At 37.6% G+C, this 24,585-nt stretch carries 19 protein-coding genes; 11 read left to right on the forward strand and 8 right to left on the reverse strand.

All coding sequences use genetic code 11. From position 1 onward, the window contains the following. Positions 1 to 18: 18 nt before the first annotated feature. Positions 19 to 537, forward strand: a complete 519-nt coding sequence (locus AC0L3W_RS06360; RefSeq protein ID WP_290037879.1) for a DUF2062 domain-containing protein — start codon at positions 19 to 21, stop codon at positions 535 to 537. 104 nt (positions 538 to 641) lie between these two features. Next, positions 642 to 1,256: a porin family protein gene (locus AC0L3W_RS06365; protein ID WP_409439376.1), complete on the forward strand. Its 615-nt coding sequence runs from the start codon at positions 642 to 644 to the stop codon at positions 1,254 to 1,256. Between the two features lie 86 nt (positions 1,257 to 1,342). On the opposite strand, the gene pepN is transcribed toward AC0L3W_RS06365, so the two are convergent. Together pepN and AC0L3W_RS06375 are read right to left on the reverse strand one after the other, a co-directional pair. Further along, positions 1,343 to 3,988, reverse strand: a complete 2,646-nt coding sequence (pepN, locus tag AC0L3W_RS06370) for an aminopeptidase N (RefSeq protein ID WP_409439375.1) — start codon at positions 3,986 to 3,988, stop codon at positions 1,343 to 1,345. Between the two features lie 389 nt (positions 3,989 to 4,377). Further along, complete coding sequence (locus AC0L3W_RS06375) at positions 4,378 to 7,080, reverse strand: bifunctional acetate--CoA ligase family protein/GNAT family N-acetyltransferase (RefSeq protein ID WP_409439374.1); 2,703 nt, start codon at positions 7,078 to 7,080, stop codon at positions 4,378 to 4,380. Positions 7,081 to 7,300: 220 nt separating this feature from the next. Here AC0L3W_RS06375 and AC0L3W_RS06380 point away from each other — a divergent pair, with 220 nt between their 5' ends. After that, complete coding sequence (locus tag AC0L3W_RS06380) at positions 7,301 to 8,737, forward strand: MATE family efflux transporter (protein ID WP_409439373.1); 1,437 nt, start codon at positions 7,301 to 7,303, stop codon at positions 8,735 to 8,737. Between the two features lie 36 nt (positions 8,738 to 8,773). On the opposite strand, the gene AC0L3W_RS06385 is transcribed toward AC0L3W_RS06380, so the two are convergent. Then, a complete protein-coding gene (locus tag AC0L3W_RS06385) occupies positions 8,774 to 9,622 on the reverse strand; it encodes a M50 family metallopeptidase (protein WP_290037872.1) in 849 nt (282 codons plus the stop codon). 111 nt (positions 9,623 to 9,733) lie between these two features. Further along, on the reverse strand, positions 9,734 to 10,642 hold the full coding sequence (locus AC0L3W_RS06390) for a LysR family transcriptional regulator (protein WP_409439372.1): 909 nt from the start codon (positions 10,640 to 10,642) through the stop codon (positions 9,734 to 9,736). Between the two features lie 150 nt (positions 10,643 to 10,792). On the opposite strand from AC0L3W_RS06390, the gene AC0L3W_RS06395 reads away from it, so the two are divergent. From AC0L3W_RS06395 to AC0L3W_RS06410, 4 genes are all read left to right on the forward strand, one after another. Next, the gene (locus AC0L3W_RS06395; RefSeq protein ID WP_290037868.1) at positions 10,793 to 11,791 is read left to right on the forward strand and encodes an NADP-dependent oxidoreductase; all 999 of its coding nucleotides are present in this window, start codon (positions 10,793 to 10,795) and stop codon (positions 11,789 to 11,791) included. A gap of 165 nt (positions 11,792 to 11,956) precedes the next feature. After that, entirely contained in the window at positions 11,957 to 12,535 is a 579-nt protein-coding gene (locus AC0L3W_RS06400) for a TetR/AcrR family transcriptional regulator (RefSeq protein ID WP_290037867.1), read from the forward strand. Between the two features lie 65 nt (positions 12,536 to 12,600). Further along, positions 12,601 to 13,767, forward strand: a complete 1,167-nt coding sequence (locus tag AC0L3W_RS06405) for an MFS transporter (protein ID WP_409439371.1) — start codon at positions 12,601 to 12,603, stop codon at positions 13,765 to 13,767. Between the two features lie 53 nt (positions 13,768 to 13,820). After that, positions 13,821 to 14,498: a haloacid dehalogenase type II gene (locus tag AC0L3W_RS06410; protein ID WP_290037865.1), complete on the forward strand. Its 678-nt coding sequence runs from the start codon at positions 13,821 to 13,823 to the stop codon at positions 14,496 to 14,498. Positions 14,499 to 14,603: 105 nt separating this feature from the next. Here AC0L3W_RS06410 and AC0L3W_RS06415 read toward each other — a convergent pair whose 3' ends face one another. Further along, positions 14,604 to 17,405: a bifunctional aconitate hydratase 2/2-methylisocitrate dehydratase gene (locus AC0L3W_RS06415; RefSeq protein WP_409439370.1), complete on the reverse strand. Its 2,802-nt coding sequence runs from the start codon at positions 17,403 to 17,405 to the stop codon at positions 14,604 to 14,606. Between the two features lie 460 nt (positions 17,406 to 17,865). Here AC0L3W_RS06415 and AC0L3W_RS06420 point away from each other — a divergent pair, with 460 nt between their 5' ends. Further along, on the forward strand, positions 17,866 to 18,336 hold the full coding sequence (locus AC0L3W_RS06420) for a peptide-methionine (S)-S-oxide reductase (RefSeq protein ID WP_290037863.1): 471 nt from the start codon (positions 17,866 to 17,868) through the stop codon (positions 18,334 to 18,336). 57 nt (positions 18,337 to 18,393) lie between these two features. Here the strand turns inward: AC0L3W_RS06420 and AC0L3W_RS06425 are convergent, their stop codons facing one another. Then, a complete protein-coding gene (locus AC0L3W_RS06425; RefSeq protein WP_290037861.1) occupies positions 18,394 to 19,002 on the reverse strand; it encodes a LysE family translocator in 609 nt (202 codons plus the stop codon). Between the two features lie 436 nt (positions 19,003 to 19,438). Here AC0L3W_RS06425 and AC0L3W_RS06430 point away from each other — a divergent pair, with 436 nt between their 5' ends. From AC0L3W_RS06430 to AC0L3W_RS06440, 3 genes are all read left to right on the forward strand, one after another. Next, a complete protein-coding gene (locus tag AC0L3W_RS06430; protein WP_290037859.1) occupies positions 19,439 to 20,866 on the forward strand; it encodes an aminotransferase-like domain-containing protein in 1,428 nt (475 codons plus the stop codon). 75 nt (positions 20,867 to 20,941) lie between these two features. Continuing rightward, a complete protein-coding gene (locus AC0L3W_RS06435; RefSeq protein WP_409439369.1) occupies positions 20,942 to 21,742 on the forward strand; it encodes a phytanoyl-CoA dioxygenase family protein in 801 nt (266 codons plus the stop codon). A gap of 187 nt (positions 21,743 to 21,929) precedes the next feature. Continuing rightward, positions 21,930 to 22,889: an SMP-30/gluconolactonase/LRE family protein gene (locus tag AC0L3W_RS06440; protein ID WP_290037855.1), complete on the forward strand. Its 960-nt coding sequence runs from the start codon at positions 21,930 to 21,932 to the stop codon at positions 22,887 to 22,889. Positions 22,890 to 22,948: 59 nt separating this feature from the next. Here AC0L3W_RS06440 and AC0L3W_RS06445 read toward each other — a convergent pair whose 3' ends face one another. Next, positions 22,949 to 23,578: a methyltransferase family protein gene (locus AC0L3W_RS06445; RefSeq protein WP_409439368.1), complete on the reverse strand. Its 630-nt coding sequence runs from the start codon at positions 23,576 to 23,578 to the stop codon at positions 22,949 to 22,951. 178 nt (positions 23,579 to 23,756) lie between these two features. Next, a complete protein-coding gene (locus AC0L3W_RS06450; protein WP_409439367.1) occupies positions 23,757 to 24,416 on the reverse strand; it encodes an NADPH-dependent FMN reductase in 660 nt (219 codons plus the stop codon). Positions 24,417 to 24,585: the final 169 nt, after the last annotated feature.

A 24,585-nucleotide genomic window follows, 5' to 3' on the forward strand; every position in this document is an offset into this window, starting at 1 on the left:
TAGATAAAGTTTAATTATATGCCAAAAAAATTTATTAAACGTTTTTCCCCAAATCCAGAGACGTTAAAGGCCCACCCTCACTTACAACGTTTTGGTTCTAAACTACAAAATCCAAATTTATGGCACCTAAACCGACGTAGTGCTGCCGGAGCGGTTGCCGTAGGCTTATTTTGTGCTTGGATGCCGATGCCATTTCAAATGCTACTTGCTGCCTTTTTGGCCATGTTTTTTTCGGTTAACTTGCCAATTTCAGTGGCACTAGTTTGGGTATCTAACCCACTAACTATGCCACCACTATTTTATTGCGCTTATCGCTTAGGTGCTTTTATCTTACAAGCGCCACTGCTCGACTTTCATTTCAAACTTTCCTACCACTGGATAGTGAATGCAATTGAAACAATTGCACCGCCTTTGTTTGTAGGATGTGTCATTTTAGGCAGTATTTCCGCTTTACTTGGTTACTGGGGCTTTACATTTTTTTGGCGCTATAGCTCAGTTCAGAAATGGAAAAAACGAAAGTATTACAAGAAACATTAAGATAAGAATAAATAATTCGAATTTATATAGAATTTACTTTATTCTATTGTTTGTGATAACAACTCTCTTATTGTCAGTACATTAATTTAGAATATGGATATTGCATGAAAATACATCAAAAAGTAATTTCAACATTACTATTAACAGCTTTGTCATCTCCAGTGTTTGCAGAACGTTTAGTTGAGCCAGAATCTGCTTATGATAATGATTACATTAGTGTCACTGGATTTTTAGGTGCGCGTATTGATTTGAAGTACAATGATGGAAGTGAATTACAGGACTCACAGAGAGAGACTCATTTTGCTCAAGCATTAGCATTAAATTGGTCTTATGCCGAAAATTCAGAAGGTGAATTATTACTATCTAATAGTAAAAGTTCAGTTAATGATATTGAACTTAATCTTCAACATTTACACTTTGGCGGACGTATTTTATTTCAAGATATTTCTCCATTTTCTACCAGTATTGCTCTAGGAATAGGCGGTACGAGAATTTCAGCGTCAGAAAGTGAAGTTGATACTAGTTATGCTTTCTCTGCCAGTGCTGCTGTAGGTATGCGTTACCAATTAAGCCAACATTTTGCCCTTCGTAGTGATTTTAGAGTTTACGGGACATTGCTACGTGAAGGACATACAGAGTCTTTCTGTAGTGGTGATGATTGTTCAGATGGGTACTTAATTGAAGCAGAGTTATTAGCTGGTATTGAGTATAAGTTTTAAGACTCCCGATTAATCATTGCATAACGATCAATAATTAATTGCTTTAGTTAAGGCCAATTAGATTACCTAATTGGCCTTAATTTTATCTACTGTGCTAATGCCTTTGTCACTTTCTCATATAAATCAACAGCCAAATCTGGCAATGCTAGCAATCTATTTAATTGCACTTTAATTAGCTCTATACGCTTTTCATCTAAACGTTTAAATTGAATTAATGGTGTAATTAAACGAGATGCTACTTGTGGGTTCTGACTATTCAACTTAATCAATTGGTCCGTTAAGAACTCGTAGCCGCTACCATCAAGATTATGAAAACGATACGTATTATTTTGTGCAAATGCTCCAACTAATGAACGTAAGCGATTTGGATTGCTAAAATCAAAGCTACGATGATTAAATAATGCTTCAATATTTTTTAGTACGTTATCAGAAGGCATACTTGCTTGTAGTGCAAACCACTTATCCATCACTAAACCTGTTTCAAACCATTTATCATCAAATGCTTGCATCACAGTTGAACGACAATCTAATAACCCGCTATTTGCCGCATTTAACGCACCAAGGTAGTCAGTCATGTTATTACATGCAGCAATTTGTGCTAACACGTACTCATTGGCTAACTTTTTATCTACACGAGCAATAAATGCCAGCGCACTATTTTTTAGTTTACGTTTAGCAATATCTTCAATATCTGGCTGATACGCTTTTAACTCGTTATGACGCAGGTAAGTATCTACAAATAGTTCATGTAATTGCGTTGCGATCTCTTGCAGCATAAAGTCACGTGCTGTGTGAATTGCATCAATATCCACAACATCGAATAATTCACGCGCCCCATTTTCACTGGTGAAAGCAAACATATCGGCGACTAAAGAAGGATCTAAGTCTTCGCTAACTAATACAGATTTGAAACCATCAATAAAGATTTCAGGTAACGATAGCATTTCTGCATTCTGTAACGCTTTAACGTTTTTCACTAAATATTTGTTAAATAAAGTTTGTCCTGCATCCCAACGAGAAAACTCATCACTAGCAAAACTCATAATATCCAATAACTGCTCATCACTGTAAGCGTATTGATATTTAACAGGAGCAGAGAAACCACGGAATAAACATGGCACAGGCTTAGTTAACACATTTTTAAATACGAAAGTTTGCTCTGTATGAGTGAGACTTAATACACGGTTAGTTTTCCCCGGTAATAATTCAATGGCATTACCGTTACTGTCCAACAACTCAATATCAACAGGAATATGTAACGGCAATTTTTTCTTTTGATCTGCTGTTGGTAACGTTTTCTGTTTAAAAGTTATTTGATAAGTTTGGTTGCTGCTATTGTAATGATCAGTAACATATACTTGTGGTGTACCCGATTGAGAATACCAACGCTTAAACAATGATAAATCAATACCACTGGCATCTTGCATTGCAGCAACGAAGTCATCACAAGTGACCGCTTGACCATCAAAACGTTGCACATACAGCTGCATACCTTGTTGGAACTTCTCTTCACCTAATAAAGTATGCATCATACGGATCACTTCAGAACCTTTTTCGTATACCGTTAAGGTGTAGAAGTTGTTCATTTCCATCACACTTTCTGGACGAATTGGGTGCGACATCGGCCCTGCATCTTCAGCAAATTGATGGTCACGCATGGTCATAACATTAGCAATACGGTTAACACTACGACTACCTAGGTCAGAGCTAAATTCTTGGTCTCGGAATACCGTTAAACCTTCCTTCAAACTCAACTGGAACCAATCGCGACAGGTAATACGGTTACCCGTCCAGTTATGAAAATATTCATGGCCAATCACAGCTTCAATGCCTAGGTAATCTTGGTCAGTTGCACTTTGTGAATTCGCTAATACAAACTTAGAGTTAAAAACGTTTAAGCCTTTATTTTCCATGGCACCCATGTTGAAGAAATCAACGGCTACAATCATGTAGATATCTAGGTCATATTCTAGATTAAAGCGTTGTTCATCCCACTGCATTGATTTTTTCAGCGATACCATCGCATGCTGAGTTTTATCTAAGTTACCTTTATCAACAAACAGAGCAAGTTTTACATCACGGCCACTTTTGGTAATAAAGTTATCTTCTAAGCAATCAAAGTCACCAGCCACGAGTGCAAATAGGTAAGCGGGTTTAGGGAATGGGTCAACCCATGAAACAAAATGACGACCATTTTCTAAATCACCTTGATCCACTTGATTACCATTTGATAATAAATACGGGTACAAGGCTTTATCGGCAATCACTTTAGTACTGAATTTTGCTAATACATCAGGACGATCTAAATAATAGGTAATACGTCGGAAACCTTCTGCTTCACATTGTGTACAGAACGCATCACCTGACTTATATAAGCCTTCAAATGCTTGATTGGCCACGGGGTCAATCTCAGTGTTAATTTCTAAGGTAAACGAAGCAGGCAATTGATTAATGATAATGCCATCTTCGACTAATTGGTAATCAGAGTATTCAGTACCATCCACCAAAAGAGAAACGAGGGTTAATGCTTCACCATATAAAAATAGTGGTGTTACATCTGTGCTAACACGTTTAACTTGGCTTACTGCTTTTACTTTAGTTTGGTTATCAAACAGATCAAACTCAAGGTCAATAGTGGAGATAGTGTAATCTGATGGACGGTAATCACTAAGGTGTTTTTCTTGCGGATTTCTTTCGATAACTTCTTCTACGAGAGAGTCAGACTGGCTCATTTTTATACACTCTTAAATCAGGGAAATTAATACGGTTAATATACAAGAAGGCGACTTATTTACTAAGCCTTATTTGTATATCAATAACAATCACACTCTTTACATTGTCTATTTTACTGGTTAACAACTTATCTACTTTATAAATAGCAAAAGGGGAATAATCCTTTTTTGCAGCAACTTACCAATAGAATTAAGTATTATTTACGACGTAAAAATAAAACAACTTATTTAATGCTAATGCTATAACCACGACATTGTATTTACGTATATTCTTTTTTATCGTTAACAATCAATTACAAATAGGGAAAATTGATCACCGTTTATCCACTCTACACAATGGTGATACGGCTAACATCAATCAAGGCTGTGTATTTGTATCAGACTTATCCTCACTTTGTAAGTTCCATATGCATTTTAATAATGCCCTCCTCGATATCACGCTCTATTTTAAAACCGAGTTTTTTAGCTAATTTGGCCATACCAATATTATTTAACATGGTCATCGCTACTAAATAACGAGTGCCTTTAGACTGTTGATAAGCAATCATCTTATTCAACAATAATGACCCCATACCTAACCCTTGTAAATCTCGGCTTACTATCATACCAAATTCAGCTTCAATATTGTCGGGATCAGTAGACGCGCGAATCACTGCAACAATATCTTGTTCTCCTTCATGACTATAATTAACGGCAATAAAAGCCATCTCTCTTTCGTAATCTATTTGAGTCAGCATTGCCATCTCTTCATGGGTCATGGAGCCACGCTGTGAGAAATAACGTTTATAGCGATCTTCTTTAGTTTGGCTATTATCAAAAAGTTGGTGGCGAACTTCGTCTTCAGCGGTAATAGGCCTCAACAGAATAGTTTGTCCATTTTTTAGAACGATGATTTCTTCAAGGTGTTTAGGGTATGGGCTAATCGCAAACCGACAGGGTAAACTTGCCTCACTCTGTATTAACGTTATTTGGCTATCCACGATTGTGACATTATTCCCCGACACTAATACCGGATTTAGATCTAAATCTTCTATTTGTGGATTATCTAATAACATTTGTGACAGTTGTGTGAGCATTAAGCAAACGGCCTGCATATCAAAGTCTTGAACTTGTTGCTTCACTTTTATCTTTTTATCTTTAATACCTTGAATAACCAAATACCTTGCCAATGCCATGTTTAATGGCGGTAAGGCTACAACAGCATTTTCTAATGTTGTTTGCAGATCCCTGGTATCACTATCTTGAGAAATGGCAATAACAGGACCAAAAATAGCATCCTGTTTAATCATAACGCGCAGCTCCAAGGCCAAACCAGAAGCCACCATCTTTTGCAGTGTAAATCCAGTCAATTTAGCATCAGGTAAGGCTTTCTTCACACGCTCTTTAATCGACCTTAAGGCAGAATCAAGTTCACGCGCATTATTGATATTTAACATCACACCATGGACTTGGGATTTAAACTGAATATCAGGTGAATTTATCTTCACCGCTAAGGGATACCCTATGATTTTCGCTTTCTCAATAGCATCGGTAATATCTAAAGCAATATGGGTATCTATAGTATTAAGATGGTATGCATCGAATAGCGGTTTTGTACAATAAGTGCTGAGTTTAACGGGTTGATCATTTTCTCCTTTGCTGCGCTCAATTAGCATCTCTTTGATGAAGTCTGTGGCTGCTTTTGCATCGTAGATAATATGATCTGGAACACTGATTGGTGTTTCCATTAATAGTTTTTTGTTGCGTCGATATTGCACTAAATGCATAAACGCAGTACTTGCCCCTGTAGGAGTTCTAAAGGTAGGAATTTTAGCGTTTGCAAAGATTTGTCGCGCAGGTCTTGCCGCGGCTTCCCCAGTCCAATTAGTTAATATATTAATTTGTTTACGTCTAGGGTGCTGTTTAATCGCTTCGACAATTGCTAATGCAGTCTCTTCACTATTCGATAATGCTGAAGGTGAATGTATGATTAAAATAGCATCCACTTGGTCACTATCCATTAGATGTTTCAACGCCGTAGCATAACGTGTTGGATCTGCATCACCAATCATATCAATGGGATTGTTATGTGACCAATTAGCAGGTAAACAGGCATTAAGCTTATCCATTAACGGTGCATCAAGTTCTGCTAAACGCCCTCCTTCCTCCACCAAATTATCAACGGCGAGAACGCCCAAACCACCACCATTACTGACAATTGCTAAACGCTCTCCATGCAATGCTCTGGAATAAGCTAAAGTTTCAACGGCAGCAAATAATTCATGTAAGTCATGCACACGTAACAGCCCCGCACGTTTAATGGCTGCATCATAAACACTGTCATGACCAAATAAACCTCGACTATGTAAAGCAGCCGCTTTAGCCCCTAATAAAGAGCTACCAGATTTAATTACTAACACTGTTTTATGTTGTGCAATGGCACGTGCAGCAGATACAAAAGCGCGGGCATTATCAATGTTATCAATGTACAACAAAATAGACTGTGTTTTTGCATCGCGTGCCAGGTAATCTAACACCTCAGGGAAGCCGATATCCTTCGCATCCCCCAATGAAACAAAAGCAGAGAAACCAATGCCTTTGCTGCTCGCCCAATCTAATACGGTTGTACACACTGCTGCTGACTGAGAGACAAAAGCAATATTACCGGGTAATGCATTACAATGCGCCAAACTTGCATTTAATAAACTATGCGGGCTAATAATCCCCAAACTACTCATACCTAATAAACGGATATGGTAATTCGCTGCTAAACGATAGATTTCACTTGAAGTGCTTGCTTGACCTTCGGTCGCGACAATGATCGCAGCCCGACAACCTTTATCTGCCAACGCAATAAGAATATCCGGTATACGGGCTTCATTAGTGCAGATTACCGCTAAGTCTGGGACGATCGGTAAATCGGAAATTTTTTGATAGGCTAAGACACCATGTACTGAACGATGTTTTGGGGTTACCGGCATAATTGGGCCATTAAAGCCCGCCGCCAACAAGTTATTCATGACTAAGTAACCTGCCCGCTTAATATTGACGGATGCACCAATAACAGCAACAGACTTAGGATTAAAGAAGTGTTTAAGTGACTGTAAACTCATAACTAACCTATCTAATACTGTGAGTATAAATACGAGGAAATAATAGTTTACCTATTCAAAAAGAAGTTGCTGTGCTTTTTAAATAAAGTAAGAGGCTTATCATCTATTTTTAACGTATTTAACTAATTTTATAGCATCTTCCAACTGTTCTTTTTTAAAGCAAAACCACCATTAAAAATAAGTCTATTAATTATAATTTCCAACTAAGACAAATAACCATGTGGTTTTTACATTTAAAGTAAGAATTCAATTGCACCCTATTGCTCGTCATCATACACTCGCTGTTTTTGTTTTATCGGAGTTCGCTGTGCCATTTGTTGTTGAATCTAAAAAAATTATCAAACTAAGCCTTCCATTATTTATCGCGCAGTTTGCACAAACAGCAATGGGCTTTGTGGATACTGTTATGGCCGGTGGAGTGAGTGCTACAGATATGGCAGCAGTAGCAATTGCAGCTAGTATTTGGTTGCCTTGTATTCTCTTTGGAGTGGGTGTGTTAATGGCCTTAATCCCACTGACGGCGCAAGCACATGGTGCTAATGATTTAATTAACATTCCTAAAACTGGACAACAAGGTTTATATCTATCGTTGTTGTTATGTATTCCAGTGGCCATCGTCCTGTTTAATGCCAGCTCTCTGATGGTCATCATGGAAATAGAAGATCGCCTAGCAGAAATCACAACGCACTATTTATATGCGATGATTTTTGCTATTCCAGCTTTTTTAATATTCCAATCGCTGCGTAACTATATTGAAGGGTTATCTTTAACTAAACCAGCAATGGTAATTGGTTTCTTGGGTTTATTACTTAATATCCCATTAAATTGGATGTTTGTTTATGGTGAATGGGGTGCACCTGCCATGGGCGGTGTAGGTTGTGGTGTTGCGACAGCTATTGTTTATTGGTTCATGTGTATCGCATTAGCTGCTTACGTTTATTACACTCGAAAACTAAAGCATTATCCTTTGTTTACACAATTCACTAAGCCCGACTTCAAACATATTTACCATATCGCTAAATTAGGCCTGCCAGTTGCAGTTGCCCTATTTTTTGAAGTGACTATTTTTGCTGCCATCGCAATATTAGTTGCTCCATTAGGCGCAAATGTAGTGGCTTCACATCAAATTGCGATTAACTTCTCAAGTATGATCTTTATGCTGCCTATGAGTATCGCCAATGCGGTGAGTATTCGTGTTGGATATAACTTAGGGCAGCAAAGCAATAACGGAGCAAAACAAGCAAGCTATGCAGGCCTTGCTATTGGCTTAGGTTTATCGATAATTACAGCGCTACTCAGCATCATCTTTAAACAGCAGATAGCAGAGCTTTACTCCCATAATTCAGAGGTAATTGAATTAGCCATTACATTAATTTTGTTATCAGCTATTTATCAATGTGTAGACGCTATTCAAGTGGTCGCAGCAGGTGCATTACGAGGTTATAAAGAGATGTCAGCAATCTTTATTCGTACTTTTATCTCTTACTGGGTGGTAGGCTTACCGCTAGGTTATATTTTAGGAATGACAAATTTGCTCACCCAACCAATGGGTGCCGTAGGTTTCTGGATAGGTATCACGGTTGGCTTAACCACTGCTGCTATATTATTGGGTCAACGCCTACATAGCATTCAAAATAAACAGTTTGCTGTCCTCTAAGTTTACTTGCAAACAGCTAAAACATAGTTGTTTGCATTATCTAAAACGATAGGCGAGAACGAATAGATACCCTATCGTCAGTGGCAATAAGAGCAAACTAGCCAACACAATACCTATTAAATAAATAATAGACACCATGTTAATCATGCTTCCTATTTGGGTAAACCAGGTCAATTGTAGAAATTGGTTAGCTAACATCAATAACAAACATATAAAAACAAACACGATCACCCCTCCACTAATTCCCTTTAAATCTTCAGCAGAGGGTGATAAATGCAAACTGATAGCGGCACAACAATACGCCCAGAAAATGACTTTAACAGGTGCATTAATATATGCCTGTTCGATAACCTCAGTCACTGCATTAGCTAATTTTACTAGACTTTCGTAATGCAACTCACTGACACCATCAAATACCGCATTGTATAACAGTAAAAAAAGTGCATCGGCATTGTCTAATAAACACCAACTAGCAAGGTACAAACCTAATAACCCACCGAATAAAGGAGCTATGGCGATAAAGAAATTGCCCATTATGTGCCATAGATTGCGGTTATTATATGAATGAGTCACGTAGCCTAGCGTGCCTTTCTGATCAGGACTGAACAATAAAATCCGTTTAATTTTATGACCAAAAACAAGACATAATAAAGCATGAGATATTTCATGTATTGGTGTGCCAATCCAAGCGCTAATATAAATAGCCTTACCGCCAAACAAACGCATGCTAGATGCAAAGACCAATCGTTGCAAAATGAATAGGATAATCACTAAAGTCAAGAACAGGCTTACTGTGTTAATAGCCATAAGACTCTGTGTAATAAGCTTTTCAAAGCTAATATCTCCGGCATTAGGCAATGAAATAATAATTTGTTGTAAATCCACATGCGTCCTTTAATGTAGTCATACCGACGACTCTAGTTTGCTTATTAAGATAACTTATTTAATATAATTCGTATAAAGTAAAGTCGATAAAGTTACTTATTTAAAAAGGGCTTATATTTTAAGTTCATTAACTCTTGCTACAATAAAGTCGATTGCTGCTTTTAACTTAGGAACCTGATAACGTTGTTTTTGATATAACAGATAAAGGCCTAAGTTAGGGTTCTGTGTTACGGTTAATGGAGGCGTAATATTCAACTCGACCAATTCACCCGATAAAAGATGCTCCTTTAATGCCCACCTTGGCATCATTAATATCCCTTTTCCTGCAATAGTTTGTCTTAATAACCACTCCCCACTATTAGTAATAAGATAAGGTGCGGCTGAAACATCATGCCATTGCCCGTTTATTTCACATAACCAAGGTGTTGCACCAGCAGGTGTTTTGAAAAATAATCCCTGATGTTCTTTCAACTGCAGTGCATCTTCTATTTTATCCGTTTTTTTGAGGTAACTAGGCGCAGCAACGGGAATAAAGTCGTTATCCATGAGTTTAATGGCAACCACGTGCTCATCTGGTGCATAGCCACCACGAATAGCCAAGTCCACTTCATCTCTTGCAAGAGTCGATAATTCATCGCTTAGCGTCACATTTAACGTGACCTGCGGATAAAAACTATAAAATTCATCCAACAGGGGTAACAACACTTTTTCACCAAACCCCACTGTCGAACTGATATTTAACACTCCCATTGGGGTTGTTTGATAAGCACGGACCGATTCATCACTGAGTTCAAGCGTTCTTAATACATCACTTACCTGCTGATAATATTGCTGCCCTATCTCAGTGAGTGTCATTACCCGTGTTGAACGTTTTAATAAGGTAGCGCCTAAACTTTTTTCAAGGTCTGCAATACGACGTGATAACGATGAAGGAGGCACTGAAAAAATCTCTGCAGCTTTAGTAAAACTACCAGTTTCCACGACTTGAACAAAATACTTTAATGCACGTAGTTGATCCAATTGAGGCTCCTCTATATAAAAACCAACATTATTGTCTTTTAGACAATAAAGATGCTCATATTAAGGTATATATCTTGATATTAATAGTTGTCATACTGACTTTCGTTGATTCAACAACATAAACTTTGCTTTTATTAAGAGGAAGATAACATGACAACATATACAGCAATTAATCTCGTTAAATACCATGAGGGTGGTCATGTGGACTCATCAATTTTCGAAGTCGTTGAGAAAACATTACCTGAAGTCGCACCAGGTCAAATTTTGGTTAAACAAAACTACATGTCACTTGACCCAGCTATGTTTGGTTGGATGACACCTGATACTAATAGTTATATTCCGCCAGTCGCGCTAGGCGACGTAATGCGTAGTTCAGGTATTGGTGAAGTAACCGTTAGTAATCACCCAGATTTTACTGTAGGTGATCGTGTCATGGGTATGATGGGATGGCAACAATACTACCTAGGTGATGGCCAAGGTCTAAATAAAGTAACTGCGGACTTACCAGATGAAAGTATTTTATCTGTATTTGCATTACCAGGTTTAACTGCCACACAAGGCTTATTTAACGTGGGTAAACCAGAAAAAGGTGAAACCTTGATCGTAACAGGTGCCGCTGGCTCAGTTGGTTCTATCGTAGGGCAACTAGCTAAAGCAGATGGTTTACGTGTGATTGGTGTTGTCGGTAGCCAAGAAAAAGCAGATTGGATCGTCAACGAGCTAGGGTTTGATGCCGCGATTAATTACAAAAGCGATAACTTAGCAGAGCAATTAGCAGATGCAGCACCAGACGGTATAGACGTATTCTTTGAAAATACTGGTGGCCCTATTCAGCATATGATAATAGATAAAATGAATGCACATGGCCGCGTTGTAGTGTGTGGTCTGATATCTGATTATCACAGTGATGTTCCGGCACCCGGCCCAAGCTGGTTAAATGTGATTAAGCGTCGTATCACTATACAAGGCTTCACCATGCCAGATCATTTCCATAAAGTGCCAGCGTTATTAGAAAAACTAACACCTTATGTGATGGCAGGCCAAATTAAACACAGAACCCATGTATTAGAAGGTTTAGAATCTGCTATCGATGGTTTAAACCTTTTTGCGACCGGTGCTAACAAAGGTAAATTAGTCGTTAAAATCTAGACGATTAATTTAATATATAAATAATTAATTTGATATAAAGCACTGACGATCAACGTTGGTGCTTTTTTATGCCTACTAAAGTTCATCTCCTCTTTGAAAAGTCACTTGTAAAATTATTTAAGATCCCTAGAATAGATTTAAACTAACCGATCGTTTAGGTAAAATATGCCACGCAAAAAGAGTTATGAAGATAATCATGTTATCGAAAAAGCGACGCAGCTTTTTTGGCGTAATGGTTATCACAACACTTCAATGAGCTTGCTTGAATCTACAATGGGTATTAATAAATTCTCTATTTATGCCAGTTTTGGTAGTAAGCAAGGTGTATTTATTGCCAGTTTACAAGCCTACCGAGCCCTTCATTCACCAGCGATCATTAAATTAAAACAAAGTGATCAAGGCTTAATGGCTATAAAAGCTTTTTTTTATGACTGTTTAGATATTTATCATGACACGGATTGCAGTAAAGGATGCTTAATGTCTAACACTCGTGCTCAATTAAATAGCCATAAAGAAACTAAAGTACTCGCTGAAATTCAATCCTTTGTTGATTATCAACGACAACTATTTATTGATAAGTTACTAGAGCATGGCCTTGACCAATCAACAGCAAATAAGCAAGCAAATTATCTTATCATTACAAAACAATCTATATCAGCAGCATCAAAAGTGCACCCCATTGAACAAGTACATGACTATATTGAATTCACTTTCAATGCGATAAGTGCAACTCACAAACATTAACCAATAAACAAGGTGATCAAATTCCACACCTCGTTTCTAACCAATTGTTTAGTTACTGGAAGATTATGAATAATCAAATTATCTTTTTATTAGGCTTGCTGCTTTTCTTTGCTAATGGTGATAATTACGCTGCTGCTCCTTTAATCGTTAACATTGCTGAAGATTTAGATTTTAGTGTCAACGCTGCGGCAACATCAGTTACAGCTTATATGCTAGCTTTTGGTGTATTTACTATCTTGTTTGGCCCTTTATCTGACCGTTACGGAAAAGTATTTATTATCCATGTTTCCACATTAGGGACAGCCATTTTTAGTATTTTAGGCGCATTGGCTTATGATTTACCTTCATTAATATTTTTTAGATCTGTAAACGGGGCATTTGCAGCAGGCTTATTACCTGTTGTGTTAGCTTACCTAGGACAAGCAGCGTCAGATAATGAGCGACCTCAAGTACTGACTAAAATAATGTCTTATGGATTTTTAGGCACCGCGACTGCCACATTGATCGGTGGTTCGATTGCGCTTTTAGGCTCATGGAAACTGGTATATTTAACGTATGGTGTATTAGAGCTCATACTTGGATTAGTAATGTTAAAAGTAATTAAAAGGGATAAACCAATCAGTAATAAAGTCACCATTATTGCCACCTATAAAAAAGTACTATCAAACAAAGGTGTAATCGCACTTTGGCCATTATTTATAATAATGGGTTTCACCGTTTTTGGAATCTTTACTTACACAGGTCAATTAATCAGTGAACGTTTTAACTATGACATATTTACAGTGGGTGCAATGTTATCGCCTTTTGGCTTAGGCATTATTCTAGCCGGAAAGATAATGCCGAGACTAAGGTTAAAATTGAAAAAAGGATACATGCCATTTAATGGACTGTTAATTGCTGTCGCATTGGTGGGGTTGGCTAATACGCAAAGTCCTGCTTTATTTTGTTTATATTTATTCTGTTTTGGTGCAGGTTTTATTCTATTCCAACCCGTTTTTATTGCCAAAATTCAAGAACAAATTCCAGAAATGAAAGGGTCTATTATGTCTATAGCATCCTTTGGATTATTTACAGGCGGTGCAATTGGCACAACCTTTAATGGATTTGTAATCACACATTGGGGAATGGCAACTATGCTGTATATTTCTGCGTTTTTGATAACTATTACGGGCTTTGTTGCCGCGGAAATAATGGAAAAATTAACCCCGAACTTAACAACAGTTAAAACCTAAAACATTGATAAAAACACCTTCTATATCCATTAATTAACAACCAAGGAATTTATATGAAACGCGATACCATCCTATTTGATATTAATGAAACAGTGCTTAACTTAAATTTATTAAAACCTAAGTTTGCTGACGCATTTGGGGATGAATCAGTAATGGGCCTATGGTTTTCTACCTTATTACACACATCCACAGTATGCGCAGTAACTGGTTTAAAAACCGGATTTGCGACTTTAGCCGCCAATGTATTAGATAATATTGCAGTAAAGACTCAGGCTACTCTAACAAAAGAAGTACGAGAAGATATTTTATCAACCTTTTCAAGTTTGAAAGCACATAATGATATTAAGCCAGCATTAGCAAAATTACGCGAAAGTGGCTATCAAACTATTGCCTTCTCAAACTCGTCAACTAATTTGATTGAAAAGCAGATCGCTAACGCAGGATTAAGCGACTCTTTTGATCAGATCCTTTCCGTTGAAATAACCGGGAGTTTTAAACCAGATCCAACAGTATATCAATTTGCTGCAACACATTTAAATAAGCCTATCAGTGAATTACGTTTAGTAGCCACACATGATTGGGATACACACGGAGCAATGTCTGCAGGCATGTTAGCAGCATATATAGATCGTGCTGGTACCCCCTATAATCCACAGTATTTAACACCGACAATTAATGAAAATAATATGTTATCTGTTGTAGAAAGAATCATCCTAGCAGACCAAGAATAGCAGGTTATAAAATATGAAAACGGTATTATTTATTAAACATTAAATAATAAAAAAGAGCTGTACCCTTTCGGATACAGCTCTTTTTAATGTTAGCTAGAAACTAGTTTATAGATTACTAACAGGGATAAACTCAACTGGCTCAGTTGTCATTGCATCTAGTGGTGGAGCAAAATCAGTAAGCTTGATACCTTTCACTGCATTTTTGTACTCTTCCATCGTTGGTGTACGACCTAGGATTGTTGAAAGCACTACCACAGGTGTTGATGATAATAATGACTCACCTTTTTTACCTTCAGTATCTTCTACAACACGACCTTGGAATAAACGAGTAGATGTCGCCATTACTGTATCACCTTTTTCAGCTTTCTCTTGGTTACCCATACATAGGTTACAACCAGGACGTTCTAAATACATGATGTTTTCATATTTAGTACGTGCGGCTTCCTTAGGTGCGTCATCATTAAATTCAAAGCCAGCGTATTTCTTCAATAGCTCCCAATCGCCTTCTGCTTTTAACTCATCAACAATGTTGTAGGTTGGTGGCGCAATAACTAAAGGAGCTTTAAATTGAATTTGGCCATTTTGATCTTCAAGATTTCTTAACATCTGCGAAATGATCTTCATATCGCCTTTATGTACCATACAAGAACCAACAAATCCTAAATCAACCTTCTTCTCACCTTTGTAGTAAGACACAGGACGAATAGTATCGTGCGTGTAACGCTTAGAAACATCTTCGTTATTTACATCTGGATCGGCAATCATTGGTTCAACGATTTGGTCCAAATCAACCACTAATTCAGCGAAGTATTTCGCGTTATTGTCTGGAGATAAGGCGGCTTTTTCACCAGATTTGATTTCATTGATACGCTTGTCAGCAATCGAAATTAAACCTTTCAGTGTTTGCGCTTCGTTATCCATCCCTTTATCAATCATGATTTGGATACGGCTTTTCGAAATTTCTAGCGACTCTATTAATGTTTCATCTTGTGAAATACAGATAGACGCTTTTGCTTTCATTTCCGCAGTCCAATCGGTAAAGGTGAAAGCTTGATCAGATAATAATGTGCCAATATGCACTTCAATTACACGACCTTGGAAAACATTATCACCGAACTGTTTTAGCATTTGCGCTTGTGTTGCATGTACTACATCACGGAAATCCATGTGGTCTTTTAAATCACCTTTGAAGGTTACTTTAACAGACTCAGGAATCGGCATTGTAGCCTCACCCGTTGCCAATGCTAAACCAACCGTACCTGAATCGGCACCAAATGCGACACCTTTAGACATACGAGTATGTGAGTCACCACCAATGATGATAGCCCAATCATCCACTGTAATATCATTCAATACTTTATGAATAACGTCAGTCATTGGGCGGTAAACACCTTTTGGATCACGTGCAGTGATCAAGCCAAACTTATTCATGAACTGCATTAGCTTAGGAATGTTTGCTTGTGCTTTAGCATCCCAAACAGATGCAGTGTGACAACCAGATTGGTATGCACCATCCACAATTGGAGAGATGACTGTTGCAGCCATAGATTCAAGTTCTTGAGAAGTCATTAGACCCGTTGTATCTTGCGAACCAACAATATTAACTTGAACACGAACATCAGAGCCAGCATGCAGTGCAGCTTCTGACATCACACCAACTGCATTTTTATTAAAGATTTTTTCAACAGCTGTTAAACCTTGACCTTCATGTGAGATTTCTTTCGATGGTGCGTATACCAACTCTAGTGGAACGCCCAATGTTTCAGCTGCAAATGTTTGCAGTTTTTTACCGAATACAATCGCGTAAGAACCACCCGCTTTCATAAACTCAACCGCTTGTGGAGAAAATGCAGATGACACGTCAACTAACTCTTTATCGCCGTTGTATAGTTTTTTCTCTTTAGTATTAATCGTTAATACTGTACCCGTTTCAACAGAATACTTTTGCTCAAGTACAGGGTCACCGTTGTCATTTAAAACAGTTTTTCCATCTGCATCTACTTTCTTAACCCAGTTTTTAAGGTCTAAACCGATACCACCAGTCACCCCTACCGTTGTTAAGAAGATAGGAGAAATACCATTAGTGCCAGCTACAACTGGTGCAAAATTAACAAATGGAATGTATGGGCTAGCTTGCTCGCCGGCCCAAAGTGCAACATTATTTACACCAGACATACGAGAAGAACCAACACCCATCGTGCCTTTTTCAGCAATTAACATCACTTTTTTACCAGGGTACTTCTTCTGTAGCGCTTGAATTTCGTCTTGCGCTTCTGGTGAAATCATACATTTACCATGTAACTCACGGTCAGAACGAGAGTGAGCTTGGTTACCTGGAGATAATAAATCCGTAGAAATATCACCTTCTGCAGCAATATAAGTAACGACATCGATTGTTTCTGGAATTTCAGGCAATTTAGTAAAGAAGTCAGCTCGAGCATAACTTTCAAGAATATCTTTAGCTACTTCATTACCAGCTTTAAACGCAACTTCAAGACGTTCAGTATCTGCTTCGTATAAGAAGACCTGTGTTTTTAATACTTGTGCTGCAGGTTGAGCAACAGATGCGTCGTCAGACAGTGCTAAATCTAATAACACTTCAACTGATGGACCACCTTTCATGTGTGAAAGCAGTTCAAAAGCAAATTCAGGAGTGATTTCTTTAACTACTGATTTACCGAGGATAATGTCTTTTAAGAATTGAGATTTAACACCCGCAGCGCTTGTTGTACCAGGCAAAGTGTTATAGATGAAGAAATGAAGAGAGTCTTTATGATGCTCATTACCAGTATCTTTGATTTGCTCGATGATTTCAGCTAATAGCTCACCTTTATCAATTGGCAGTGGATGTAATCCTTGAACTTTACGGTCTTCTATTTCATTTAAGTAATCTAAATACAGGCTCATTTATACCTCTAATAATAACAATAATTTAACATACGTAACATTATATACTATAAACATAAAAAATAGATAGCAACTCAACTCGCAGATAAAACGATATAATTCAATAAAATGAGACTAAAATGGCTCCATATGATTATCATTATCAGTAGCAAGCCGACATTTAACAAAATTGTACACAATTCATCCAGTTGTTTACATTTACTAGATTGCCGCTCTACATTAGGCAATTCGCTTTGTTTATCAATTAAGTGTTAATAACCATTAATTAAGCATGGATGATCTCCCTTTTTACTATGCTTTTCAATAGAAATAGTTAACTCTTGAGCAATACAGTCAAAAAATAAATTTATATTAGTGCCAATTCAGCAATGAGTATTTTAAAAACGATTAGCAAATGACTAATGATTTATTTAGACTGCTTGTCATTATTTAACTACCCAAAAAATGAATAGGAAATACAGTGCAAGAAATTTATTTAGCCGGCGGATGCTTATGGGGAGTTCAAGAGTACTTAAGACATTTACCCGGTGTGACCTTTACTGAAGTGGGCAGAGCAAATGGCGCAACCCAAACATTAGACGGCGATTATGATGGTTATACTGAATGTGTAAAAACGCATTTTAATCCAAATATTATCTCTTTAAACACGCTCATTGCACGTTACTTTGAAATCATCAACCCATACAGTATTAATAAACAAGGGATCGATGAAGGTGAAAAATATCGAACAGGGATCTACTCAACACAAGCTGAACACCTAATAATAGCAGAGCAGTTCATTGAGAGTCGTGACGATAGCGCTAAAATAGCCGTTGAAGTATTACCTTTAAGTAACTACATTAAAAGTGCAGCGGAACACCAAGATAGATTACAACACTATCCTGATGATTATTGTCATATCCCGCAAGCAATCCTACATAAATATAAGTAATACCATACCAGCTTATTTATGCGATTTTAGGGAAGAGGTTGTTACCAACCTCATCACTTAATTCAAAATAAAAAATAACGTGCCCACTGTCATTGCTCCCATAGTGTAATTAAAACGCTTTTTACGTTTGGCAGTGGTCAACCATTGTGCAATGCCCACACCCAGATAAGCCCAAATGCTAATAGCCACAAATCCGTTCACAGCAAAACACAACATGATCCATAAACCAGAAATCAGATATTGATCACCCGTTAAGGTGAAGGTGCTAATACTACCTACTCCCATTGCCCACGCTTTAGGGTTCACAAACTGAAAACACGCTGCACCTAGAAATGACATGGGTTTATTTTTTTCTGATTTACTCCCCATAGCAGATCCATCAGTAGACGCAGTAGTTATTTTCCACGCCAACCAAAAAAGGTAGACACTACCTAATACTTTTAATATGTCATAAAAAGAAGGAAAACGTTCAAGCACAGCGCCTAATCCAAGCAAAACCGAGGTTAACAAGCAAGCAATCCCAGCAATAATTCCGAAAACATGTGGTAATGTTTTTTGATAACCAAATTGAGCCCCTGACGCTAACAACATAACATTGTTTGGCCCTGGCGTTACCGACATAACAAAAGCAAATAAAGAAATAGCCAACAGTGATGAGATATCCATATCACCCCCTCCCTACAATAAACTGATAGAGATGACTTACCCCTTTATAAATAATGTTTTTAGCACTACTTTTAGTGAGTTCTTTGTCGACTTGATATTGTGTCTTACCAATATCCTTAAGGATTAAGCGAGGTATATTACGTAATTGCTGTCGTGTTTGATGCTGCCTACATAACAATAATATTCTATTTAAATACTGCATTGAGCCTCCTGATACTTATCATTTAATTTATTAATTCAATTTTTGAATGCCAAATGATTGTAAATAACGAAAAAAATCAATACAGATTCAAATAATATTCTTTTTTAGATACAGATAGGCGTAAACACCCTCTGTATGCATAAAAATCGTCCGTTCTGTATGGTTAAGTAATGCACTTTTATTCTAGTATATGGCTCTATGGTAGAATCAAACTTGCTTTCAGGGAGGAAAACAATGGTAACAGCACTCAAACTTTACGAAAAAATTGCAAATGCATTACGTGAAAACATACAGACAGGATTATTTGTGGAAGGAGACAAGTTACCCTCCATTCGTCAGTTAGTAACAGAATTTGAAGTGAGTATCTCAACCGTACAACAAGCCTACCATCAACTTGAAATGGAGGGGTTAATAGAAGCTCGTCCTAAATCAGGCTATTTTGTTGCCCATAAGATGGATTCACCCAGCCTACCTTTTACATCTAGGCCGGCACAGCGCCCCATTGAAGTATCGCAATGGCAAGATGTTTTAGAAGTGTTGTTAGCTAAAGAAGATACACAGAAAATACAACTTCAACATGCAATGCCTAATATGAAAACCTCTAGTCTGTCACCATTGCTAAAAAAAATGTCTTGGTTAATGCGTCAACAAGCAGAGCTTAGCCTCCCCTACTGCGACATAAAAGGAACATTGGCATTACGAGAGCAAATAGTAGAGCTAGCCACTTATTCTGGTTGTGTACTTCACCCCGATGATTTGGTAATCACATCAGGTTGCCAAGAAGCATTATCTGTTTGTTTACGCGCAGTAACAGAACCATCGGATATTGTGGCTGTTGAATCACCAAGTTTTTATGGGTCAATGCAGGCAATTAAAGCAGCAAACTTAAAAGCCATTGAAATACCAACCAATTCCGAAAATGGGTTAAGTTTAGAGGCCTTAGAATTAGCGCTAGAGCAATGGCCTATTAAAGCCATATTAGTGACTCCAACCGTCAATAACCCTATGGGTTACAGTATGTCTGAAGCTGATAAAAAACGCCTTTATCAACTCGCACAAAGTTATGATATTAGTATCATTGAAGATGATATATATGGTGATATCAGTTACCAATCACCACGACCTAAAACCATTAAATCCTTTGACGAAGATGGCCGCGTCTTATTATGTAGCTCCTTTTCAAAAAGTGTTGCACCGGGCATTCGTGTTGGTTGGATTGCCCCAGGCCGTTATCGTGACAAAGTGACCCACATTAAATACGTAAGTAGCTCCATGTGCCCTACTTTACCGCAACTAGCGATAGCAGATTTTATTCAATCAGGTGCCTACGCTCGTCATACACGTAAAGTCCGATTGTTATATAAACAAGGACGAGATCATTTAATTCAATGTATTAAACAACACTTCCCAACAGGTACTCGTATTAGCTTTCCACAAGGTGGTTACATACTTTGGGTAGAGCTTAGTAAACGCTACGATACCGTTAAGGTATATGCACAAAGTAAAACCAGCAAAGTCAGTATTGCCCCAGGCACTTTATTTTCTGCCACTGGTAAGTTCCGACATTGCATGCGTCTTAATTTTAGTGAAAAAACGGCGTTAGAAAGAGAACAAGGTATTATTGAATTAGCCAATTTGATTAAACGGCAAGATAATGATTAATGTTTATCAGTGATTCCGCTATTATTCGCGCTCAACTATTCTCGCTTGAAATAGACTTAAGGTAATCGCAGCAATATGAACGAAACGTTAAATGATTTAAAAGTAACCTATGACCAACAGGGGTACTTTGTGTTAAAAGATTATTTCAACGCAGATGAACTAATACCATTACGACAAGCCGTTCTGTTATTTCACCAAAACTGGCAACAGGGTAATCAGCATTTCTATCAAACAGAGGCATTTAATTCATCTTTAATTACAGGTACACAGTACTTAGCAGCCGCTGAAAGATTACAACTATTTAATTTCATCAGTTCAGCTAAAATGACACAGGTAATTGAAACCATTATTCCTCATAAACCTGCCTTTATGAATACTCAACTATTCTTTAACCCATGCACAACAACACAAGAAAATTTTTGGCATCGAGATTGTCAATATGACCACGATCTTGCAGGTCAACAACAAGCAATTAAAGACACACAAGTAGTGCATTTTCGAGTGCCATTGTTCGACGAACCAGGAATGGAGTTAGTGCCAGGGTCACATAAACGCTGGGATACTCAGGAAGAATTAGACGTACGATTAGCGAGAAAACGTAAGTTCAGTAGCGATGAACTGTCCTCTGGTAAAAAGATCCCACTTAATACCGGTGATTTGTTAGTGTTTTCAGCAGATATGATCCACCGTGGTTTATATGGTCAAGATAGATTGGCGTTTGATACGCTTGTTTTTGACTCCTCTGGTGACTTCGTCGATTATGTTGATGATGACTGTTTACCAAACCAACAGATGCTTAAACAGATTGAAAACCCAACTATTTTTAATAACACACTCCACTTAAAGTCATTAAATTGTCATGAGCAAGCTTGCTAATTGATACCTCTGCAGTAAACAAACAATCCAAACTCTTTGTGAACTCTTATAACTAATCTAGGTCTGTTATTCAAAGGGATTAGTTTGTTTACTTTTAATGCAAAATTTTGTTATCTACAGACTAAGATGGTAATAGCCGCCATACATTTTTACAAAAAAATATATATAAATGATAAAGGAATTAATCATGTCGATAGTTAACTCTATAAAATGGGCCACCTTAAGTTTATTAACCTTCAGCGCTGTTTTAACAAGCTTACATGCACAACAAGATACCCAGTCAGAAACCGATCACAACCCATTACAGAACATCGGAGAAGTAAAAGTGGTTGCCAGTGGATTTATCTCCACTGAAGGCCCTGTTTGGCATAAAAAATCCAATTCGTTGATCTTCAGTGATATTCCTGGTGACACTATTTATATCTTAGAGGCAGAAACAGATACCTTATCCGTTTTACGCAATCCCAGTAATAGCGCAAACGGCCTCGCATTAGATAACCAAGGATTTTTACTCGCGGCAGAGCAAAAAACCAGAATGATATCACGCATGGACCTTAGTACTTCAGAGGTCGTGCCGTTTATTAGTCGTCTTGAACTCGATGGAGAGAGTAAAAAGTTTAACTCTCCCAATGATATAGCAGTATTTCACGATGGCAGTGTATTCTTTACTGACCCTCCTTTTGGATTAAGAGGAAAAGCCTCTGACTTAGGATTCAATGGCATTTATGTGCGTTATCCTAGTGGCAAGATTAACTTAATCAAAAAAATGCCGTTAGATGAAAAACCTAATGGCATCCTTTTTAATGCACAACAAAACATCTTATATGTCGCTATTTCAGATGACCAATCTGGGCCTATTTTAGCTTATGACGTTAATTCAAAGGGGATGTTATTAAATGAGCGAGAGTTTGTTTTTGCACAAAATGCAGATGGAATGACCATTGATAAAAAAGGCAATCTATACGTTGCGACTCGTACTGGTATTGAAGTATTTTCAGCAACAGGACAGCACTGGGGGAAAATAACATTACCTAATTCATTGCGCACCACTAACTGTGCCCTAGGAGGGAAAGCGATGAGTACCTTGTATATTACCAATCGAAGTGGTGATCTCTACGCTGTGGAGCTGCCCGCGTTAACAAAATAAGAGCCAAGTGCCAATCAACCACACCTTAGTCGGTGATTGGCGCTTTAATCAAATGCTTGCTATAACCACTTTGATACTTGCGCTTGATAAGTAGCATAATTAACAGGAAAAATGTTTAATAAATGCTTTTCTTCAGCAATGCTTTGACGTTGTAATGCAATCACACCAATCACTAAACAAGCCAATGAAAACAATGAAGGTAATGCCAAGAAAAAACCTAACTGTGATAGTATAATACTGACAAACATAGGATGACGAGAATAGCTATAAACACCAGTAGTTTGTAGATATGCTGGTCCACTTGGGTCAATCCCCGTTCGCCAATGCTTACCTAATAATAAATGGATAAAAACAGTAGAAAGGAAACCAAGTGTTAACAATACATTGCCTAAGACAATAACACTTGCTGTATTTAAAAAAGAGATGGTACCCAGATAAATATCAACATCAATAAATGCTAAGCGAATCAAACAAACAAGCCAAATCGCAGCTCTAAACACTCGGAAGGTCATGTGATTCCACCAAGTATTACAAAAACGTTTGCCTGGAAAAATCACTGATTTAGATTGTAGTTTTTGCTGTTTTCTTATAATACGAACAGTATAAAATAAAGCAACAAAAGAGTAAAAAACCGCGAGATAAACACGGGTAAAATCCACCACCTGTTGGTGGCTGTAAAAAAGTTCCATCGCTAAAATTTACCTTACTATAGCCGCCGTTCAATAATGGTTGTTCACAACATCACTGAATACTATATACCACTGCTTTTATTGAGCTACTTATTGTAAATAGCATCAGTTAATACGGAGTATTCTAACTGAAATTAGCTAACTAATTAATATTTTAAGCTTAATTTTAGCTCTCTATTTATGGTGCATTTCTTTCTGAAGGTGAACGTTTAAATGTTCTCCCCATGCTTAACGGGTCAAGCAACTGTCGTTGTTGATGAGTCGCCTCCGCCCACCACATAAGTTGGTTAAAAGTTTGTGTAAAATAGTCAAACCATGAATCTTGATCTTGAGGCTCTTGTATCGCACCATCAGCGGCAAAAACGTCTTGCGCTTTGGGAATGTGAATCATCGATGAAACCGATAAACAACCTAGTTCAGACAAAAATGTACGCATAGCGACGGCCGCTCTCATTCCCCCCCATTGCCCAGCAGAGTAGGTGACAATCGCACTCGGTTTATATGAAAAGAGTGAACTACCAAAGTGATTTAACAAATGACTCAAAGCTGGACTCATAGAGTGATTATATTCCGGGCTAACCATAATATAACCATCACTTTGTTTAATTTTTTCAGCTAATGAATCCAAATCTGCTGGCACCTGACTTTTAGCATAGGCGAAATGAGGTTTGAAAACAGTTCCTAATGAATAGTCTAAGGCATCAACTAGCTCAAACTGATGCTCCCTATACCGCCCCTGCAAACAGGAGAGACAAGCCTCTGCCACTCTTTCTCCTAATCTTGCAGGTTTAGGTGGTGTACTATCACGCACCGAACCTAAAAATACCAAAAACTTCATTTCGCCTCACTTACAGTTAGTTAATAACTGCGATTACCCTTACATAAGTTAATAGATTATTTATACCGACTATATTAAATAAATGTTTTGAATTTCGCGCAGGAAAAATGACTTAGTTTAGGGTGTAAATTAAAGTAAATGGCTGTTTCCTTTTACGAAAATTACAACG

The sequence above is a fragment of the Psychromonas sp. KJ10-5 genome (assembly GCF_055808325.1).

Bases quoted from the DNA above. Each gene is read 5' to 3' on its own strand.
- AC0L3W_RS06445 (WP_409439368.1), bottom strand. From the start codon at position 23,578: ATGGAACTTTTTTACAGCCACCAACAGGTGGTGGATTTTACCCGTGTT.
- AC0L3W_RS06440 (WP_290037855.1), top strand. From the start codon at position 21,930: ATGTCGATAGTTAACTCTATAAAATGGGCCACCTTAAGTTTATTAACC.
- AC0L3W_RS06435 (WP_409439369.1), top strand. From the start codon at position 20,942: ATGAACGAAACGTTAAATGATTTAAAAGTAACCTATGACCAACAGGGG.
- AC0L3W_RS06405 (WP_409439371.1), top strand. From the start codon at position 12,601: ATGAATAATCAAATTATCTTTTTATTAGGCTTGCTGCTTTTCTTTGCT.
- AC0L3W_RS06410 (WP_290037865.1), top strand. From the start codon at position 13,821: ATGAAACGCGATACCATCCTATTTGATATTAATGAAACAGTGCTTAAC.
- pepN (WP_409439375.1), bottom strand. From the start codon at position 3,988: ATGAGCCAGTCTGACTCTCTCGTAGAAGAAGTTATCGAAAGAAATCCG.
- AC0L3W_RS06395 (WP_290037868.1), top strand. From the start codon at position 10,793: ATGACAACATATACAGCAATTAATCTCGTTAAATACCATGAGGGTGGT.
- AC0L3W_RS06415 (WP_409439370.1), bottom strand. From the start codon at position 17,405: ATGAGCCTGTATTTAGATTACTTAAATGAAATAGAAGACCGTAAAGTT.
- AC0L3W_RS06400 (WP_290037867.1), top strand. From the start codon at position 11,957: ATGCCACGCAAAAAGAGTTATGAAGATAATCATGTTATCGAAAAAGCG.
- AC0L3W_RS06430 (WP_290037859.1), top strand. From the start codon at position 19,439: ATGGTAACAGCACTCAAACTTTACGAAAAAATTGCAAATGCATTACGT.
- AC0L3W_RS06360 (WP_290037879.1), top strand. From the start codon at position 19: ATGCCAAAAAAATTTATTAAACGTTTTTCCCCAAATCCAGAGACGTTA.
- AC0L3W_RS06365 (WP_409439376.1), top strand. From the start codon at position 642: ATGAAAATACATCAAAAAGTAATTTCAACATTACTATTAACAGCTTTG.
- AC0L3W_RS06375 (WP_409439374.1), bottom strand. From the start codon at position 7,080: ATGAGTTTACAGTCACTTAAACACTTCTTTAATCCTAAGTCTGTTGCT.
- AC0L3W_RS06425 (WP_290037861.1), bottom strand. From the start codon at position 19,002: ATGGATATCTCATCACTGTTGGCTATTTCTTTATTTGCTTTTGTTATG.
- AC0L3W_RS06450 (WP_409439367.1), bottom strand. From the start codon at position 24,416: ATGAAGTTTTTGGTATTTTTAGGTTCGGTGCGTGATAGTACACCACCT.